The organism is Nocardia sp. BMG111209 (assembly GCF_000381925.1).
Classification (GTDB): domain Bacteria; phylum Actinomycetota; class Actinomycetes; order Mycobacteriales; family Mycobacteriaceae; genus Nocardia.
Window position 1 is genome coordinate 4,075,780 of record NZ_KB907307.1, and the last position, 17,454, is coordinate 4,093,233.

Here is a 17,454-nt window from a genome sequence, read left to right on the forward strand (position 1 = left end):
GCAACGATGCCCGAGACAATCGCGGGAATCTCGATTCCCGATACCGAATTGGTACGAGCGGCCACCGCGTTGGTGCGCGAGGCGGTCGACGACACCCTCTTCGACCATTCCTGGCGGGTATTCCTGTGGGGGTCGGTGAAAATGGCGGCGCGGGGCCTGGCGGTCGATCCCGAACTCGCCTGTGTGGGTGCGTTGTTCCACGATCTGGGGTTGAGCCGGGCCTATCGGACCACGGATCGGCGGTTCGAACTGGACGGGGCCGAGGCGGCCCGGACATTCCTGCTGGAACACGGTCGTTCCGAGGCCCAGGCGCGCGACGTGTGGCTGGCGATCGCGTTGCACACCACCCCGGAGGTGCCGTTGTATCTGGCGCCGGAGGTCGCGGTGGTGACCCTGGGGGTGGAGGCCGACGTCCTCGGATTCGATCTCGGCGAGATCACCGGGGAACAACGCGCCGAGGTGCTCACGGCGCATCCGCGACCGGATTTCAAGAATCGCATCCTGAACGCGTTCTACGACGGTATGGCCGATCGTCCGGACACCACGTTCGGGACCATGAACGACGATGTGCTGGCGTATTTCGACCCGTCCTTCCACCGGAAGAATTTCGTCGATCTCATCCGGGACAATTCCTGGCCGGAATGATCACGGCGCGAGAACGCGCACCACGGCCCGGAATTCGGCGAAGGCCGCCGCGCCGTCGTCGCCGGTGAGCGCGGTGACGAACAGGCCGCGGGCCGCCCACACCAGGGCCACGGCACGCGCGCGGGCCTCCTCGGCGGGCAGGCCCGAGCGCTCGCCGAGGGTGGTGACCAGGGTGGTCCAGTCCTCCAGCGATTCGAGGAATTCGCCGTAGGCGGCCGGGTCCTGCACGGCCAGGCCGAGGACGTAGAAGAAGGCGGCGATGCGGGGGCGATGCGCGGGATCGAGGTAGAGACGTTCCAGCATGCGCAGCGCGTCGTCGTAGTCGTCCCGGGTGGCCAGGGCGCGCAGGGTGCGTTGTTCGTGGCGGCGTAGTTCGCTGAGCAGGGCGGCGAGAAAGCCGTCGCGGGAACCGAAGTGGTGGATCAGCATCCGGTGGCTGGTGCCGAGGTGTTCCGCGAGTTTGCGCAGGGTCAGATCGCTGAGCCGGCCGCGTTCGGCCAGCAGTTGTTCGCCGCGGCGCAGCAGGCGGGCGCGGGGGGTGTCCTCACTCATCGCCGGCGCGGCCGAGCCAGAGACCGGCGGCGACGACCAGGGTTTCGATGCCGGTGCTCAGGGTCGGCTCGATGACCGGCGCGAAATGTGGTGAGTGGTTGGCCGGGAGCGAGTCGAATCGGCCGTCCTGCAGGGCCGCCATGACGGTGTCGGTATCCAGTCCGCCCCAGAACCAGAACACCGTCGGCACCTTCGCGGCCTCGCCGAAGACGCCGACGTCCTCGCTGGCGGTGATCGTCGGCAGCGACAGCAGGCGGTGCGCGCCGAAATGCTCGGTGAAGGCGGCCACGGTCCGCGCGGTCGCGTCCGGATCACTGACCAGGATCGGGGCGGCGTTGGTCCATTCCAGGTCCGGGGGCTGCGGGGCCGCACTGGCGTCGGATTCGGCGCGGACGATGCGCTCCACCGAGGATCGGACCAGGGTGCGGGCCGCCGGGGAATAGGTGCGGATGTTGATCCCGAGTTCCGCGGTGTCGGGGATGACATTGTCCTTCGTCCCGGCCTGCAGGCGGCCGACGGTGACCACCGCGGTCTCGGCGGGCGCGACCTCGCGGGCGACGATGCCCTGCAGGCGGGTCACCACGTTGGCGGCCATCAGGACCGGATCCACCCCGGCCTCGGGGCGGGAGCCGTGGCCGCCGCGGCCGTGCAGCACCACGTTCACCGTGTCCGACGCGGCCATGATCGAACCGCTGGCGTGGCCGATCATCCCGGCCGGCAGCGGGCCCACGTGCTGGCCGAGCACGATATCGGGCCTCGGGAAGCGCTCGAACAGGCCGTCGCCGACCATGTCCCGGGCGCCGCGGGCGAGTTCCTCGGCGGGCTGGAAGACCAGCAGCAGGGTGCCGGACCAGGCCGAGCGCCGATCCGCGAGCACGGCGGCGGCGCCGAGCAGGCAGGTGGTGTGCATATCGTGGCCGCAGGCGTGCATGACCGGGACCTCGTGGCCCTGTTCGTCGGTGACCCGCACGGTGCTCGCGTACGGCAGGCCGGTCTTCTCCTCGACGGGCAGCGCGTCGATATCCGCGCGCAGCATCACCACCGGGCCGTCGCCGTTGTGCAGCAGGCCGACCACGCCGGTGCCGCCGACCCGCTCGGTCACCTCGTAGCCGAGTCCGCGCAGCCGATCCGCGACGAGGCCGGCGGTGCGCTGTTCGTGCAGTGAGAGTTCCGGATGCCGATGCAGGTCACGATAGAAATCGGCGAGACCGGCGCTGAGCTCGGCGATGCCCGCCACGGTGATCTCCGGCATGGACGTTCCTCACTCTCGGCGGCGCTGGCGTACCAATGGTACATATCGGCGGGCCGGAAACAAGGCGCGCGCACCCACACCGATGCCAGGATGAGACGACCCGACCGCCTCCCGGAAGGAGTGCGCACGTGCCGATCCCCGAACGGCCACCGACCAGCCACGAACGTATGTCCGGCCGCCCCTGGGACGATTCCTACCGCGACGGCCCGGCGCCCTGGGACGTCGGCGCACCGCAACCGGCGGTGGTACGGACCGCGGCCGCGGGCGGATTCACCGGATCGGTGCTCGACGCGGGCTGCGGCAGCGGTGACAACACCCTGCACATCGCGGCGACCGGCGTACCGGTCCTGGGTGTCGATGTGGCCGAGACCGCGCTGGCGCTCGCCCGGGAGAAGGCCGCCGCCCGCGGCCTCGCGGCCGAATTCGCGACCGCCGACGCACTGCATCTGGATCGGCTGCACCGCGATTTCGACACCGTCCTGGACTGCGGGCTGTTCCACACCTTCGACGCCACCGAGCGGCCGGTCTATCTGGCGAGCCTGGCATCGGTGATCCGGCCGGGCGGCACCCTGTATCTGTTGTGCCTCAGCGATATCGGGCCGGAGCTCGGACCGCATCCGGTGACCCGCGCCGAGCTGACGGCGGCCTTCTCCCCCGCGGCCGGCTGGCGAATCGTTGCGCTGGAACAGGATCGGATCCGCACCAATTTCCACGAACACGGCGCCTCGGCCTGGTTCGCGACGATCAACCGGCCCTGACCGCTGTGCGCAGTTCGTCCCGCCGGATCGGCGATACCCCGCCGGCACCGGCAAATTCGTGTACGGCCGCCTCCATCGCCGACAGCATGCGCGGCGACAGGCCGCACACACCGGCCGCCCGCATGCGCCGATAGGCCTCGGCCGCACCGATTCTCGCGAGATCGTCGAGCGAATGCACATCGGCGGTGGCCAGCCATTCGGCGGCGTGGCGGCCCAGCCGGTACCGCCCGTCGGCGAACACCCGCACGCGCAGATACGCCCGGCCGCTCACCACATCGGCGCGATCCCACACCGCGGCCCGGAGATCGCCGGGATCGGCCGGGGCACAACCGGTGTCGAGCACCTGCCCGCGCGCGGTCCGGGCCTCGCCGAGCATGCCGTGGAAGCGGCGGAAGATCTGGATCTCACCGGAGTGGCCGCCCGACCACGGCCCGAGATAGACGTGATCGGAGCCGTACCGCCGCGGATCCAGTCGCGCCGTGCCCAGGGCCCAGTCGCGGCATTCGGCGGGTGTCGCGGGCGCGAGGACGATCGCGCCGCCGAGTCGTTGCACCCCACCGCGTTCCGGCTGCCACCCGGGTGCGTATTCGCCGTGCGCCAGGCCGAAGGTGTGCCAGCGCACCGTCCCGTCGGGGCGGGTGTGCAGCGGCAGGCGCCGGACCAGGTCCGCGGCCGCGGACCGGTCGAGGGTGGTGCACCAGCCGGGCGCCAGCACGATCGGATCCGCCGGATCGGCGTCGAACGGGGTCGGCACCAGGAACGGCCGGTCGATGACCACGACGGTGCCGGGCCGCGCCTGATACGACAGGCCCCAGAGCAGATGGGCCAGCAGCCGGGCGCCGTGCGGATCGGAGAGCACATGCCAGGTCTCGTGGAAACGGTTGGTGCTGAACCGGACCCGGGTACCGGGACGCAACGAGACGACGGTGTGGGGCCGTCCGCCCAACCGCATCGTCCGCCGGTGCAGCTTCATCCCGTCGCCGGCCGTGCGAGTTGCCGTGGGGCGCTGCGTCTTTCCGTGTACACCAGTCATCGCTCACCATGACGCCACAACCTCGGGCCGTGGTGCAATCGAATTTCGATTGCGTTGAGCACAACCGGTGCCCGCGATCGTGCGTCTCGCTAACGTGTTTCGTCGGACATCGTCGCAGAGGAGTGCCCGTGACCGCCGAGACCTTCGACCTCGACGCCGCCGAACTCGGCACCGCCGGACATCCTTTGGACGATCCCGTCCGGGAATCGCTGCGCGGCGTACATCATCGGTTCGCCCACTGGGTGGGCCGCGTCGGCCGCTACGATCCGGCGGTCGCGCGGTTCGTCGGTCATCCGCCGGTCCTCGACGAACGGGACTGGGCGGATCTGGCCGAACTGCTCGGCCCGGGTGGCGGTACCGGGTTGCGCGGTGACGGCCATGTGCCGCCGCCGGATTGGACGGTGGTGCGCGAGATGGCCTCGGTGCAGATGGAGGGCAGCGGGCTGCGGGTCGCGCCGGATCCGGCGGCCGAGGTGCTCACCGCGGCCGACATACCCGAGATCCTCGAGCTCATCGCCCGCACCGAACCCGGCCCATTTCTGCCGCGCACCATCGAGATGGGCACCTATCTGGGCCTGCGGGTGGACGGCCGGCTGGTGGCGATGGCCGGGGAGCGGCTGCATCCGCGTGGCTGGACCGAGATCAGCGCGGTCTGCACCGATGCCGGATTCCGGGGCCACGGCCTGGCCTCCCGGCTGGTCCGCGCGGTCGGCGCGGTGATCCGCGAGCGCGGCGAGACGCCCTTCCTGCACGCGGTCGCGCACAACACGACCGCGATCAGCCTCTACGAGACCCTGGGTTTCACTCTGCGGAAGCGCTCGAAGCTGACGTTCGTGCAGGTCCCGGACCCTCGACCCGATAACCGTCGAACAGCGGGCCCCCGACCAGCTCCAGCACCTCGCTGACCACGGCGATCAGCGGTTCCACCGCACCCTCGGCGACCGTACGCACCGCGCGGGCGAGGGTCTCGGCGTAGTCGGTGCCCGCCTGCTGGTCGTAGGTGACGGCCTCGCGGTGCAGCCATTTGCCCGCGCCGAGCCAGCGGCCGTGCCCGGCGAGCAGCAGTTCCAGGGTGGCGCGCCAGAGCTCCGTGGCCACCAGCAGTTGTTCGGATTCGGGACCGCCGCCGGACAGATCGTCGAGCAGCGTGCCCACCCGATACCGCATATCGGCCAGCCGCTCCTCGGGCAGCGGATCGGGACCGGCCTCGAGTTCGGTCAGGCAGGCGTCCTGCAGCCGGGCCGCGCTGCCGTCCCGATCGACGAGAATCGTTGCGGCGCCGATCAATCGGCGCGTGGTGGGCTTACCCGACCGGCGCTCGGTGGCGCAGAACCAGTGGATCGACTCCTCGGTCTGCACGAACAACTCCACCGGCCAGCCGCCGTAGAACACCGACTCACGGTACGGCGCGGGCGCTCCCGCCAGCAGCACGGTGATGTCGAGGTCGGAGGTCACCGTGCCGGTGCCGTCCGCGGCGCTGCCACCCAGCCAGGCCGCACGGGCCTCGGGGAACCGGTGTGAGACAAGCCGATAAGCGATCTTCCGGACATCGAGTTCCACGCCCGTGATGGTGCCATGCGGACCCCGGCCGCGAACAATCGGCCGTCACCACCAGCCGAGGATCGGCCGCAGCTGCCGATCGAGTTCCGGGGCGAGGGTCCGCGCATAGGTGGCGGTCAGGTGGTGCTCGTCGTGGTAGACGAGGACATTGCCCGCGACCGCGGGACACACGTCGGCCTGGCACACCGCGTCGGTGAGGTCGATCGGGAAGACCGTGGGGAACCGGGACGCCGGTTCCAGCGCGGGATTCACCCGGTCCAGGGCATCGTCGCGGCGGATGCCGCATTCGGCGCTGCCGCCGCCGCGGGCCAGGCAGTCGATCGCTTTGTAGCGCACACTGTTGCGCCGCAACCACGGGGTGTCGCGCACCGCGACCACGTCCAGGCCGCGGTCCGCCAGCGCCGACCACACGTCCAGATAGTCCTGCGGGGTCTCGTCGCCGATATCGCCGCGCGGGCGGGTGCCGGTGGTGAACACCCAGTCCGGCCGGTCGGTGCCCAGCCGGTCGATGACCTCCCGGGACCAGTCCCGGCAGTCCGGATTGGGTTCGCCCTTGTAGCTGACCTCGTCGGACAGGGTCAGCGGGCAGCCCATCTTCAGATAGACGACGATGCGGAACCGGTGCTGCGCGGCGAGCAGTTGCAGGGCGGGCAGCCAGTGCTCGGCATGCGAACTGCCGACCAGCGCCAGCGTGCGGTCGGCGTCCTTGTCGCCGTACACGCAGGTGATCACGTCGCGGGTGTTCCAGTCGGCGATGCAGCCGTCCACGGTCGGCGGTGGCACCTCGGCGGGCGCCTCCAGCACCGTCGGGCGCATCGGCGCCGCGGGCACCGGCGCCCGGGCGGCCAGCGCCTCCGCGCCCGGATACATCACCGGATCCAGCCCGCCGGGCGGATGCGGCGGCGCGATCCAGCCGACCGTGATCTGCCAGGCGCCGACCACGCCGACCACCGCCATCGCCAGCGCGCCGACCAGGCCGCCGGTCGCTCGCGGATATCCCGGTCGCGCGACGCCGGCCGGACGCGCGCGCAGCGGCTCCTCGATCCAGCGGTGGGTCAGCCAGGCCAGGACGGCCGAGGCCGCCAGGACCAGCAGGCCGTCGACGGGATCCGCCGCCGGGTGGTCCCGCTCGGCCAGCACCACGATCAGCACCGGCCAGTGCCACAGATACAGCGGATAGGCCACCTCGCCGAGCGTCTGCATCGGACGCGTCGCCAGCAGCCGGCTCGGCCAGGGCAGCGGTCCGGGGCCGAAACCGGCCACGATCAGCGCGGCGGTGGCGCCGACCGGCAGCAGGGCGACCGGCCCGGGGAACCGTTCGACGCCGTTGGTCACGAGCCAGCCGCAGCCGACGACCCCGGCCAGGCCCAGCGCCGCCAGCCCGGTCCGCAGCCCGCGCAGCAGCCCCGGCGAGAACGACCAGCGCCGCGACCCCAGACCCTGCGGTACCAGCGCCAGCCCGGCGCCGGCCAGCAGCTCCCAGGCGCGGGCCACACTGTCGTAGTAGTTCCAGCCCTGATGCGAGGTGCCGCGGGTCGCGTAGACGAACGAGGCGACCGCCGCGACGCCGACGATCACCGTGAGCACCGGCCGCACCCGCGGCGCCCGGCACGCCCACACCACGGCCGCGACCACCACCAGGGCGGCCAGATAGAACTGCCCCTGCACCGACATCGACCACAGATGCTGCAACGGGCTCACCGACGGATCGGCCGCCAGATAATCCGACCAGGTCCAGGCCAGCCGCCAGTTCTGGTAGTAGAACAGCGAGGCCAGCGTCTGCCCGGCCATATCGGACCATTGCGTGTACGGGCGCAGCGTGATCGTCGCCACCACCACGGCCGCCAGCACCACCACCAGCGCCGGCACCAGCCGCCGCACCGTCCGCCGCACGATCGGCAGCACCGGCACCGCACCGGACCGCCCGGCCTGCCGCAGCAGCAGGCCGGTGAAGAAGTATCCGGACAACACCAGGAACACGTCGACGCCGCCGGACACCCGGCGCAGGTAGATGTGGAACACCACCACCAGGGCGATCGCCAATCCCCGCAGCCCGTCGAGATCACCGCGGCGGGCGTCCGGCGTGGCCGGGCCCGGTGCGGCGAACGTGGCCTTCCGCCGCGCGATCGCCAGGGGATTGTTCACCCGCGTACTCCTGATTTGTCCGTTCCCATCCGATCCGGCACGACGACCGGGTCGTCGGTGGCACCTGTAGCCAAAATGCCGCACGGATCGGTCGCGAGGCAAATCACCGTCGCTGCCCGCGACCACCCATGGAGCGCCGAACATCATGCGCCGCAACAGTTGTCACGATGCGGACGACATGATCGCGGCCCGGTCACGGGCGCTGTCGGTTCCCGGCCGGACCGGTCACCATGGACTGGGGAGATACCCGGTCGGACCGTCGTCAATCGCGCATCTCCGCCATCTTTCCCGGCGGTTCCACCGTAGGCGGGCGATGAAACGCCCAACGAACGAGGAGGACGATCCGTGCGCGCAACCATGATCCACGCCCCCGGCGACATCCGGTTCGAACAGCGGCCCGACCCGCGGATCACCGAACCGACCGACGCGATCATCCGGACGGTCGCCACCTGCGTGTGCGGGTCGGATCTGTGGTCCTACCGCGGGATCAATCCGGTCGAGGATCCGCATCCGATGGGCCACGAATACATCGGCGTGGTGGAGGAGGTCGGCCGCGACGTCAGCACGGTCCGGCCCGGACAGCTCGTGATCGGATCCTTCGTCGCCTCGGACAACACCTGCCCGCACTGCCGGTACGGATTCCAGACGGCCTGTACGCACCGGGTGGTCATGACCACCTGCCAGGCCGAGTACATCCGGATCCCGCAGGCCGGCGGCACGCTGGTCGCGGTGCCCGGCGATCCGGATCCCGCGCTGCTCCCCAGCCTGCTGACCTTGTCGGACGTCATGGGCACCGGCTGGTTCGCCGCCGTCGCCGCGCAGGTGAAACCGGGCGGTACGGTCGCGGTCGTCGGCGACGGCGCGGTCGGCCTGTGCGGCGTGCTGGCCGCGAAGGAGCTCGGCGCCGACCGGATCATCGCGATGAGCCGCCATCAGGACCGGCAGAAACTCGCCCTCGATTTCGGCGCGACCGACCTGGTCACCGAGCGCGGCGACGAGGGCGTCGCGCGGATCATGGACCTCACCGACGGCGTCGGGGCCGATTCCGTCCTGGAATGCGTCGGGACCGCCGAATCCTCGGCCCAGGCGCGCCGCGCCACCCGGCCCGGTGGGACGGTGGGTTTCGTCGGGCTTCCGCACGGGGTGGAGATCGACGGCGGCGACCTGTTCGATTCGATGGTCGGGCTGCGGGGTGGACCGGCCCCGGTCCGGCGGTTCCTGCCCGACCTGATCGATCGGGTGCTGTCCGGGCATATGACACCCGGCAAGGTCTTCGACCTGACGCTGCCGCTGAGCGAGGTCGCCGAGGCGTATCGGGCCATGGACCAGCGGCGGGCCGTCAAGGTGATGCTGCAACCGTGAGCCGGGCAGGCCGTCGGCGCAGTGTGCGACTCGCCGGACGCAGGTACCAGGAGGCGGCGGTCAGCACGGTCATGACGGTGAGAACCGGTACCTCGGCCGGGCCGTAGCCGGTGGTCAGGTGTGAGGCCAGCGCGCCGGTGTAGACGAAGAAGCTGCCGGCGTAGGCCCACTCCTTGACCAGCGGAAAGCGCGGGACCAGCAGGGCGGCCGCGCCGAGGATCTTCCAGACGCCGAGCAGGACCAGCAGGTACGTCGGATAGCCCAGTCCGGTGACGATGTCGCGCACATAGGCGAGGCGGGCGATGTCCCACACCCCGCCGACGGCGAGTTCGGCGGTGACGATCGCGGTGGCGATCCAGTAGGCGACCACAACGGGCCGCGACGAACGAGTCGTGGTGTTCATACCTGGATGACGGATCGGCGGCGCAAGATATGTCGATGGACGACAGCGAGGCGTTCGAACACCATCGTCCCCGGCTGCGCGCGGTGGCGCACCGCATGCTCGGCTCGGCGGCCGATGCCGACGACGCCGTCCAGGAGACCTGGCTGCGGCTGCATCGCACCGGCCCGGCCGGCATCGGCAACCTCGGCGGCTGGCTGACCACCGTCCTGTCCCACATCTGCCTGGACATGCTGCGCAACCGGTCGGCGCTGCGGGAACATCCACTCGGTGTGCATCTGCCGGACCGGCTCTCCGATCCGGCGGCCGGTCCCGAGGAGGATGCGCTGCTGACCGAGTCGACCGGGCAGGCCCTGCTGATCGTGCTGGACCGGCTGGCTCCGGCCGAGCGGATCGCATTCGTGCTGCACGACCTGTTCGCGGTGCCGTTCGACGATATCGCCGCGATCCTCGATCGGACACCGAACGCGGCGCGACTGCTGGCGACCCGGGCCCGGCGGCGGGTCGTCGGCGGATCCGAGGGCGAGCGGCCGGAAACCGCCGCACAGCGCGCGATCGTCGAGGCCTTTCTCGCCGCGGCCCGGGGCGGCGACCTCGACGCGCTGCTCGCGGTGCTCGATCCCGAGGTGGCGATCGCCGCCGACGAGACCGCCTCCCCCACCGGCGCGCCGGTCCGGCTGCGGGGTGCGGGCCTCGCCGCGCGGCAGGCCGTGGCATTCGCGCGGCTGTCCGCCGGCGCGGAGCCGATCCTCGCCGACGGCATCCCGGCCGCGCTGGTCACCGCGGCCGGTGGACCGTATTCGGTCATGCTGTTCACGATCACCGGACCGCTGATCACCGGCATCGAGGTGGTCGCGGACCCGAATCGGCTGCGGGCCCTCCAGGCGGCCCTGTTCCCCGGGGCGCTACCCGAACCGTGACGCGGCGATCAGGCCGGCGGCTGCTCGATCAGACGCTCGCGGATCCCCCGGAAATGCTCGTCGACCGCGACACGCAGGGCCGGTTCGTCGCCGGTCCGGACCGCGTCCAGGATGGCGCGATGCCATCGCGCGATGGCCTCGGGAGCGGCCGCGGCGCCGGGCAATTCGGTGTCCAGCGCGTTGAACACCTTCCAGAACACCTGGATGAGGTCGAGCACCAGTTCGTTGTCCAGCGGCCGGTAGAGGGTTTCGTGGAAACGCCAATCCTGTTCCGGCGCATAGTCTCCTTGCCCGGCGGCCGCCTCCATCGCGGTCACCGCGGCGGACAGTTCGGACAGGTCGAGCCGGTCGCGGGCGGCGAGCACCCGGGAGACCAGCCCAGCCTCCAGCACCTCGCGCACCTCGAGCAGATTGCGGATGTCGGCGTAGTCGCCGCGCACCGACAGCGCGCCCCGGAACGCCAGGCCCGCCTCCAGCCCGGACAGCGGCCCGGAACCGACGTAGGTGCCGTAGCCGTGCCGGATGTCGACGATACCCACCGCCTCGAGCGCCTTCATCGCCTCGCGCAGCGGATGCCGCGACACCCCGAGCTCCTTCATGAGCTCGGATTCGGTCGGCAGCGACGCTCCCGGCCCGAGCCCGCGCTCGACGATGAGCCGCTTGATCGACTCGCGCAGCGCGCGCTGATTGGCGCGGGCACCCGAAACCCGTTCGCCGACTGTCCTTTCCACAGGCGCGAGTGTAGACCGATGGTTGCCCCGCGCCGATCCGCGCGTTACCGTGATGCCTGACATAGGACATCCTATGTCCTGTTCCAGGAAGGTTCCACCGGCATGACTGCGCCGTCCCCTGCCGCACCCCGTTCGTTCCGCACCCTGAGCCGCGCGCAGCGCAAGGGCTTCTACGCCGCCTGGCTGGGTTATCTGCTCGACGGCTTCGATTTCGTCCTCATCACCCTGGTCCTCACCGATATCGCGGGCGACTTCCACCTGAGCCTCGGCAAGGCCGCCACGCTGGTCTCGGCCGCTTTCGTCTCGCGCTGGCTCGGTGGTCTGGTCCTGGGTGCGATCGCCGATCGGTACGGCCGGAAACCGGCGATGATCCTGGCGATCGTGGCCTTCGCGGTGGGCAGCGGACTGTGCGGATTCTCCTGGAACTACTGGTCGCTGTTCGTGTTCCGCGCGATCGTCGGCCTCGGGATGGCGGGCGAGTACGGGTCCAGCGCCACCTATGTCATGGAGTCCTGGCCACGCCACATGCGCAATCGGGCCACCGGATTCCTGCTGTCCGCCTACCCGATCGGCACGGTACTCGCCGCGCAGGCGTACCGGCTGGTGGTGCCCGCCGGGGGCTGGCGCTGGCTGTTCTATGTCGGGATCGTGCCCGTCGCGCTGACGCTGTACCTGCGCCGCGCGCTGCCCGAGGCGGCCGAATGGGAGCGCGAGGTCGCCGGGCGGGATCGGCACACGACCACCTCCGTACTGTTCGCGCCCGGTCGCCGGGTGCTCAACATCGTGCTGGCCGCGGTGCTGTCGGCGCTGCTGGTGGTGTTGTTCGCGAAGCTGTCCGGATCCGCGGCACCCTATCTGAGCGTGCTGGTCATCGCGGGATTCGTACTGTTCGCGGTGCAGTTGTCCGGCCGGCAGTGGCCGGTGACCGTCGCGATCATGGTCACGGTCTTCTGCGCCTTCCTGTATTCCTGGCCGATCCAGTCGCTGCTGCCGACCTATCTGAAAACCGTGCTGGGCTATCACGCCGGGCAGGTCTCCGACGCGCTGACCTGGGCGGGACTCGGTTACGCGGCCGGAAGTTGCCTCGCCGGACTGCTCGGCGACCGGCTGGGTACCCGGCGCGCCTACGTCCTGGGCCTGCTGATCTCGCTGATCTTCGTCTTCCCGGTGTTCGCGCTGCCGTCCGGCAACGTGGTGCTGCTGTGGGTGCTGCTGTTCGCGATGCAGGCCACCAGCCAGGGCATCTCCGGGCTGCTGCCCAAGTACATCGGCGACCACTTCCCCACCCGGTTGCGCGCGGCCGGGCTCGGATTCTCCTACAACGTCGGCGCGCTCGGCGGCGCGGTCGCACCGCTGGCCGGCACCGCGATCGCGAACCGCCTGGGCCTGGGCACCGCCCTCAGCGTGCTCGCCGGGGCGCTGACCGTGGTGGTCGCGCTGATCATCGGCTTCGACGTACCCGCCCGGATCGGCCGGGCGCTCGGCGATCGGGAGTCACCCGTCCCGGAAAGGATCGACGAATGAAGCTCGAGGCAGTGATACCACCGCTGGTCACTCCCCTGGACGCCGCCGGTGAGCTGGATCGGCGCTCGCTGGAACGACTGATCACCCGGCAACTGGCCGCCGGGGTGCACGGCGTATTCGTCGGCGGATCCAGCGGCGAGGTGGCGCTGCTGGACACCGCCCAGCGCCGGGACCTGGTCGCGACCACCGTCGCGGTGGTAGCCGGTGCGGTACCGGTGCTGGCCGGCGCGGTCGACACCGGCACCCGGCGCGTCGTCGAACAGGCCCGGCAGGCCGCCGACCTCGGCGCCGACGCGGTCGTGGTCACCGCCCCGTTCTACATCCAGCCGCATCCGGACGAGGTACTGGCGCACTTCCGCCGGATCCACGCGGCGGTGGACATCCCGGTGATCGCCTACGACATCCCTGCCGCGGTCGGCACCCCCCTGTCCCCGGACCTGGTCACCGCGCTCGCGGAGTCCGAAACGATTGTGGCACTGAAGGATTCGAGCGGCGACCTGGCCAAGTTCCGAGAAGTGCTGCGGCGCACCGACCTTCCCGCGTTCAGCGGATCGGAACTGTTCGCCGACACCGCCGTCGAACTCGGCGCCGCGGGCATCGTGCCGGGCCTGGGCAACGTCGACCCGGACGGCTACGTCCGGCTGTACCGGGCCGCACGCGCCGGTGACACCGCCGCCGCCCGCGCCGAACAGGACCGGCTGGCAGGCCTGTTCCGGATCGTCACGGTCGCCGACCGCTCCCGCATCGGCTTCACCGCAGGCGCACTGGGCGCCTTCAAGGCCGCCATGACACTCCTCGGCATCCTCGACTGCGCCGCCGTGAACCCACCCCTGGCACCGCTGTCCGAGGCCGAGATCCGTTCCATCGCCGAGATTCTCGCGACCCACGGCCTGGAACCGATCAACCGCCCCTGAACGGCGCTGCCCGGCCGCGAATGTCGGACCCTTCTGGCACAGTGGACCTCGAATCGACAGGTGGACCGGGCGTCGGGCAGGATGGACGCCGCGGACAGTTACTGGGAGGAGACCGAGGACATGCTGCGGTTGATCATCGGCATCGCGGCCGGCTATGTGCTCGGCGCCAAGGCCGGGCGGGCGCGGTACGAGCAACTCGGCAAGACCGCTCGGGCGATCGCCGGTAGTCCTGCCACCCGTGCGCTGGTCCGGGTCGGGCGGCAGAAGTTGTCGGACAAGCTCAGTACTCGGCCGCAGTTGGAGCCGATGGTGCCGATCGATGAGCGCACCACCATTCTGGTGCCGCAGGATCAGTTGCGGCGCTGAGGGCCGCGGCCACGCGGGCCGCGGGTCAGCTGGCGTTGCCCATGGCCTGGTCGCGCAGGCTCTTGCGGTATTGCTCCAGTGCGACCACATCGCCGAACAGGGCCATGTAGGCCTCGGACTCCTCGGTGGAGGAGATGCGTTGCAGCTTCGACTTCAGTTCCGCGACCTGGCGGCCGACCCAGGCTTCCTGGGTGCGGGCGATCACGCCGGTCACGAAGCGCTGGATGTCGTCGATCGACTTGACCGGTAGCGGTTCGGCGGACAGTTCGTGGACCAGGGCCTGGAGGGTGAGGTCCTCGGTGTTGTCGGCCACCCGCGACACCCATTCCGAGCCACCGAGTCCGACGGCCGTGCCACCGGCGGCGGCGATCGCGGTGCGAACCGCCACGTAGGCGGGATGGGTGTAGGCCTCGACGTCGACCGAGTCGAACATGGGGCCGGACAGGGCCGGATATTGCAGGGCCGCGGCCAGGGACTGCCGCTGCGGCAGCAGAACCGGGTCGGCGGGGGCCGGGCGAGCGGCGGGATGTTCGGAGACGGTGGCGGTGCCGCGCGCGGGGGCGGAGGTGCGGCCCGAGGCGGAGCGGTCGTCACCGCCGCGGTGGCGGCGGGCCTCGTCGCCGACACGGCGCACCACCTGCTGGATGTCGTCCCAGCCGACCCAGCCGGCCAGTTTGGTGGCGTAGGCCTTGCGCAGCGCGAAATCCTTGATCTGGGAGACCACCGGCACCGCGCGGCGCAGGGCCTCGACCTGACCCTCGGGGGAATCCAGGTCGTGTTCGGCGAGCTGGCCGCGAATCACGAACTCGTACAACGGGACTCGGCGGGCCACCAGATCGCGTACCGCGCCGTCGCCGGAGCGCTGGCGCAGCTCGCACGGATCCTGGCCGTCGGGGGCGACCGCGATGTAGGTCTGCCCGGCCAGTTTCTGGTCGCCGGAGAACGCCTTCAGGGCCGCGGCCTGTCCGGCCTGGTCGCCGTCGAAGGTGTAGATGATCTCGCCGCGCCAGAAGTTGTCGTCCAGCAACAACCTTCGCAGTACCGCGAGGTGTTCGTCGCCGAAGGCGGTGCCACAGGACGCGACCGCCGTCTTCACGCCGGCCAGATGCATGGCCATCACGTCGGTGTAGCCCTCGACGACCACCGCCTGATGTCCCTTGGCGATATCGCGTTTGGCCAGGTCCAGGCCGAACAGCACCTGAGACTTCTTGTACAGCACCGTTTCCGAGGTGTTGATGTACTTCGCGGTGATCTGGTCGTCGTCGAACAGCCGGCGCGCACCGAAGCCGATCACCTCGCCGCCGAGATTGCGGATGGGCCACAGCAATCGGCGGTGGAACCGGTCGATCGGGCCGTGCCGGCCCGGCTTCGACAGGCCCGCGGCCTCCAGCTCCTTGATCTCGAAACCCTTGCGCAGCAAGTGTTTCGTGAGCGTATCCCAGCCGCCGGGGGCGAAGCCGCAGCCGAACGCGCGGGCGGCATCGCCGTCGAAGTTGCGTTCCGTCAGGTACTTTCGCGCCGCCGCGGCCTCCGGCTCGTTCAGCTGCGACAGATAGAACTCGTGCGCGGCGGCGTTGGCCGCGACCAGCCGGGAGCGGGTGCCGCGGTCGCGCTGGACCGAGGTGCCGCCGCCCTCGTAGTTGATCCGATAGCCGATGCGGTCGGCCATCTGCTCGACGGCCTCGACGAATCCGATGTGTTCCAGCTTCTGCAGAAAGGCGAACACGTCGCCGCCCTCACCGCAGCCGAAGCAGTGGAACACCCCGTGATTCGGCCGCACATGGAACGACGGGGACTTCTCGTCGTGGAAGGGGCACAGCCCCTTGATCGAGTCGGCGCCCGCGCGCTTGAGTGCCACATATTCGCCCACGACATCCTCGATGCGTACGCGTTCACGAATTGCCGCGATATCGCGATCAGGGAGTCGTCCGGCCACGGTGTGCGAGTCTACCGCGCGCCCGGTCACCGGTCCCCGGGCCGCGCCCCGGGCTCAGCCGGCGTTCGCGGCAACCCGTTCCAGGCGGCTCTCGGTATAGGAGGCGATCTGGTCGACGATCACCCGCACCCGCGCGGAATCGTCGCCCGCGGCCTCCCACCACGGCAGCAACACCCGGTCCAGGGTGGCGGGGGCGCCGGCGAGCAGGCGGTCGGCGACCAGCAGGATGCGCTCGCGCTGGCCGGCCTGCCGCCGCCGGTGATGCGGATCGGACAACACGTAGCGCAGCGCGACCGTCTTCAGCATCGCCACCTCGGCGGCGACCAGCCGCGGTACCTCCAGATCGGCGGCGTAGCGGGTCAGCGCGCGGCCGCCGAACGCCTCCCGGGTGGCCTCCACCGCGGCCGTGGCGAACCGGCCGACCAGTTCGCTGGTCAGCCGCTTCAGGGCCACCGAGGCGCGCAGGGTGCCGTCGTAACCGGTGGCCGCGGCGATCACCGGCAGCCCGGACAGCCGGTGCATCGCGGCGATCAGCTCGTCCGCCGACAACTCCGGTTGCCGGCGGTGCCCGAGCGCGGCCAGCGCGGCCTGTTCGACCGGATCGGCCAGTGCGCGCAGGTCGATCCGGCCGGCGATGACCCCGTCCTCCACATCGTGCACCGAGTACGCGACATCGTCGGACCAGTCCATCACCTGCGATTCCAGGCACTGCCGGCGTTCCGGGGCGTCCCGGCGCACCCAGTCCAGCCGGGGCAGGTCCACGTCGTAGGCGCCGAATTTGGTGCCGCTGCCGGCGCGGGCCCAGGGGTATTTGACGGTCGCGTCGAGCGCGGCCCGGGTCAGGTTGAGCCCGAAGCTCTCCGGATCGTCCGGGTCCGGCCCGAACACCTTGGGCTCCAGCCGGGTGAGGATGCGCAGGTTCTGCGCGTTGCCCTCGAATCCGCCGTGCTCGTCGGCGAACAGGTCCAGCGCCCGTTCGCCGTTGTGGCCGTAGGGCGGATGGCCGATGTCGTGCGCCAGCCCGGCCAGATCGACCAGATCCGGATCGCAGCCCAGCCCGTCGGCGATGCTGCGGCCGATCTGCGCGACCTCCAGCGAATGGGTGAGCCGGGTGCGCGGGGTGTCACCCTCGCGCGGGCCCATCACCTGGGTCTTGTCGGCCAGTCGCCGCAGCGCGGCCGAGTGCAGCACGCGGGCCCGGTCGCGGGCGAAGGCGCTGCGCTCGGCCGGGGTGCAGGACCAGCTCAGCCCGGCCGTCTTCGCCGATTCGGCGACCATGCGGTCCCGATCGTCGGCGCGGTAACCGGTCATCGTCTGCTCATCAGGTTCGTCTTCTCACAGTCGTTGTCGCACAGT

Annotated in this window: 17 protein-coding genes; 8 read left to right on the top strand and 9 right to left on the bottom strand. The window is 70.7% G+C overall.

All coding sequences use genetic code 11. The features are described 5' to 3' along the window. Window positions 1-6: 6 nt before the first annotated feature. Window positions 7-645 (top strand): HD domain-containing protein, encoded by a 639-nt coding sequence (locus tag G361_RS0118765; RefSeq protein WP_019928644.1) that lies wholly within the window; start codon window positions 7-9, stop codon window positions 643-645. On the opposite strand, the gene G361_RS44085 is transcribed toward G361_RS0118765, so the two are convergent. Both G361_RS44085 and G361_RS0118775 read right to left on the bottom strand, forming a co-directional pair. Next, window positions 646-1,197 carry a TetR/AcrR family transcriptional regulator gene (locus G361_RS44085; RefSeq protein WP_019928645.1) on the bottom strand — a complete coding sequence of 184 codons (552 nt, stop codon included), beginning with the start codon at window positions 1,195-1,197 and terminating at the stop codon, window positions 646-648. Then, window positions 1,190-2,449, bottom strand: a complete 1,260-nt coding sequence (locus G361_RS0118775; protein ID WP_019928646.1) for an amidohydrolase — start codon at window positions 2,447-2,449, stop codon at window positions 1,190-1,192. Before G361_RS0118775 ends, G361_RS44085 begins: the two co-directional genes overlap by 8 nt. A 167-nt stretch (window positions 2,450-2,616) precedes the next feature. Here G361_RS0118775 and G361_RS0118780 point away from each other — a divergent pair, with 167 nt between their 5' ends. Then, entirely contained in the window at window positions 2,617-3,207 is a 591-nt protein-coding gene (locus G361_RS0118780) for a class I SAM-dependent methyltransferase (RefSeq protein WP_019928647.1), read from the top strand. Here G361_RS0118780 and G361_RS47045 read toward each other — a convergent pair. Continuing rightward, entirely contained in the window at window positions 3,194-4,240 is a 1,047-nt protein-coding gene (locus G361_RS47045; RefSeq protein WP_081635422.1) for a TfoX/Sxy family DNA transformation protein, read from the bottom strand. The genes G361_RS0118780 and G361_RS47045 overlap by 14 nt on opposite strands. 128 nt (window positions 4,241-4,368) lie before the next feature. On the opposite strand from G361_RS47045, the gene G361_RS47785 reads away from it, so the two are divergent. Beyond that, complete coding sequence (locus G361_RS47785) at window positions 4,369-5,145, top strand: GNAT family N-acetyltransferase (protein ID WP_026343209.1); 777 nt, start codon at window positions 4,369-4,371, stop codon at window positions 5,143-5,145. On the opposite strand, the gene G361_RS49535 is transcribed toward G361_RS47785, so the two are convergent. Together G361_RS49535 and G361_RS0118800 are read right to left on the bottom strand one after the other, a co-directional pair. Then, window positions 5,042-5,800: a nucleotidyltransferase domain-containing protein gene (locus G361_RS49535; protein WP_019928650.1), complete on the bottom strand. Its 759-nt coding sequence runs from the start codon at window positions 5,798-5,800 to the stop codon at window positions 5,042-5,044. The genes G361_RS47785 and G361_RS49535 overlap by 104 nt on opposite strands. A gap of 45 nt (window positions 5,801-5,845) precedes the next feature. Continuing rightward, the gene (locus G361_RS0118800; protein WP_019928651.1) at window positions 5,846-7,945 is read right to left on the bottom strand and encodes an acyltransferase family protein; all 2,100 of its coding nucleotides are present in this window, start codon (window positions 7,943-7,945) and stop codon (window positions 5,846-5,848) included. 357 nt (window positions 7,946-8,302) lie between these two features. Between G361_RS0118800 and G361_RS0118805 the strand changes: the two genes are divergently transcribed. Further along, window positions 8,303-9,307 (top strand): zinc-binding dehydrogenase, encoded by a 1,005-nt coding sequence (locus tag G361_RS0118805; RefSeq protein WP_019928652.1) that lies wholly within the window; start codon window positions 8,303-8,305, stop codon window positions 9,305-9,307. Here the strand turns inward: G361_RS0118805 and G361_RS0118810 are convergent. Beyond that, window positions 9,285-9,710, bottom strand: coding sequence for a DoxX family protein (locus tag G361_RS0118810; RefSeq protein ID WP_019928653.1), 426 nt, complete (start codon window positions 9,708-9,710; stop codon window positions 9,285-9,287). The genes G361_RS0118805 and G361_RS0118810 overlap by 23 nt on opposite strands. Before the next feature lie 29 nt (window positions 9,711-9,739). On the opposite strand from G361_RS0118810, the gene G361_RS0118815 reads away from it, so the two are divergent. After that, window positions 9,740-10,627, top strand: coding sequence for a sigma-70 family RNA polymerase sigma factor (locus tag G361_RS0118815; RefSeq protein ID WP_019928654.1), 888 nt, complete (start codon window positions 9,740-9,742; stop codon window positions 10,625-10,627). 8 nt (window positions 10,628-10,635) lie between these two features. Here G361_RS0118815 and G361_RS0118820 read toward each other — a convergent pair whose 3' ends face one another. Continuing rightward, complete coding sequence (locus G361_RS0118820) at window positions 10,636-11,358, bottom strand: FadR/GntR family transcriptional regulator (RefSeq protein ID WP_019928655.1); 723 nt, start codon at window positions 11,356-11,358, stop codon at window positions 10,636-10,638. A gap of 102 nt (window positions 11,359-11,460) precedes the next feature. Here G361_RS0118820 and G361_RS0118825 point away from each other — a divergent pair, with 102 nt between their 5' ends. The 3 genes from G361_RS0118825 (at window position 11,461) to G361_RS0118835 (ending at window position 14,162) form a co-directional block, all read left to right on the top strand. Next, a complete protein-coding gene (locus G361_RS0118825) occupies window positions 11,461-12,882 on the top strand; it encodes an MFS transporter (protein WP_019928656.1) in 1,422 nt (473 codons plus the stop codon). Beyond that, on the top strand, window positions 12,879-13,796 hold the full coding sequence (locus G361_RS0118830; RefSeq protein ID WP_019928657.1) for a dihydrodipicolinate synthase family protein: 918 nt from the start codon (window positions 12,879-12,881) through the stop codon (window positions 13,794-13,796). Before G361_RS0118825 ends, G361_RS0118830 begins: the two co-directional genes overlap by 4 nt. Window positions 13,797-13,916: 120 nt before the next feature. Next, window positions 13,917-14,162 (top strand): hypothetical protein, encoded by a 246-nt coding sequence (locus G361_RS0118835; protein ID WP_026343214.1) that lies wholly within the window; start codon window positions 13,917-13,919, stop codon window positions 14,160-14,162. Between the two features lie 25 nt (window positions 14,163-14,187). On the opposite strand, the gene dnaG is transcribed toward G361_RS0118835, so the two are convergent. After that, window positions 14,188-16,098, bottom strand: coding sequence for a DNA primase (gene dnaG, locus G361_RS0118840; RefSeq protein ID WP_026343215.1), 1,911 nt, complete (start codon window positions 16,096-16,098; stop codon window positions 14,188-14,190). A gap of 54 nt (window positions 16,099-16,152) precedes the next feature. After that, a complete protein-coding gene (locus G361_RS0118845) occupies window positions 16,153-17,409 on the bottom strand; it encodes a deoxyguanosinetriphosphate triphosphohydrolase (RefSeq protein WP_019928660.1) in 1,257 nt (418 codons plus the stop codon). Window positions 17,410-17,454 lie beyond the last annotated feature (45 nt).

Excerpts from the sequence above, each read along its gene's own strand:
- G361_RS0118845 (WP_019928660.1), bottom strand. The coding sequence starts at position 17,409 with ATGACCGGTTACCGCGCCGACGATCGGGACCGCATGGTCGCCGAATCG.
- G361_RS0118815 (WP_019928654.1), top strand. The coding sequence starts at position 9,740 with ATGTCGATGGACGACAGCGAGGCGTTCGAACACCATCGTCCCCGGCTG.
- G361_RS0118825 (WP_019928656.1), top strand. The coding sequence starts at position 11,461 with ATGACTGCGCCGTCCCCTGCCGCACCCCGTTCGTTCCGCACCCTGAGC.
- G361_RS47045 (WP_081635422.1), bottom strand. The coding sequence starts at position 4,240 with ATGACTGGTGTACACGGAAAGACGCAGCGCCCCACGGCAACTCGCACG.
- G361_RS0118780 (WP_019928647.1), top strand. The coding sequence starts at position 2,617 with ATGTCCGGCCGCCCCTGGGACGATTCCTACCGCGACGGCCCGGCGCCC.
- G361_RS0118810 (WP_019928653.1), bottom strand. The coding sequence starts at position 9,710 with ATGAACACCACGACTCGTTCGTCGCGGCCCGTTGTGGTCGCCTACTGG.
- G361_RS0118765 (WP_019928644.1), top strand. The coding sequence starts at position 7 with ATGCCCGAGACAATCGCGGGAATCTCGATTCCCGATACCGAATTGGTA.
- G361_RS0118805 (WP_019928652.1), top strand. The coding sequence starts at position 8,303 with ATGATCCACGCCCCCGGCGACATCCGGTTCGAACAGCGGCCCGACCCG.
- G361_RS0118830 (WP_019928657.1), top strand. The coding sequence starts at position 12,879 with ATGAAGCTCGAGGCAGTGATACCACCGCTGGTCACTCCCCTGGACGCC.
- G361_RS0118775 (WP_019928646.1), bottom strand. The coding sequence starts at position 2,449 with ATGCCGGAGATCACCGTGGCGGGCATCGCCGAGCTCAGCGCCGGTCTC.
- G361_RS0118835 (WP_026343214.1), top strand. The coding sequence starts at position 13,917 with ATGCTGCGGTTGATCATCGGCATCGCGGCCGGCTATGTGCTCGGCGCC.
- G361_RS44085 (WP_019928645.1), bottom strand. The coding sequence starts at position 1,197 with ATGAGTGAGGACACCCCCCGCGCCCGCCTGCTGCGCCGCGGCGAACAA.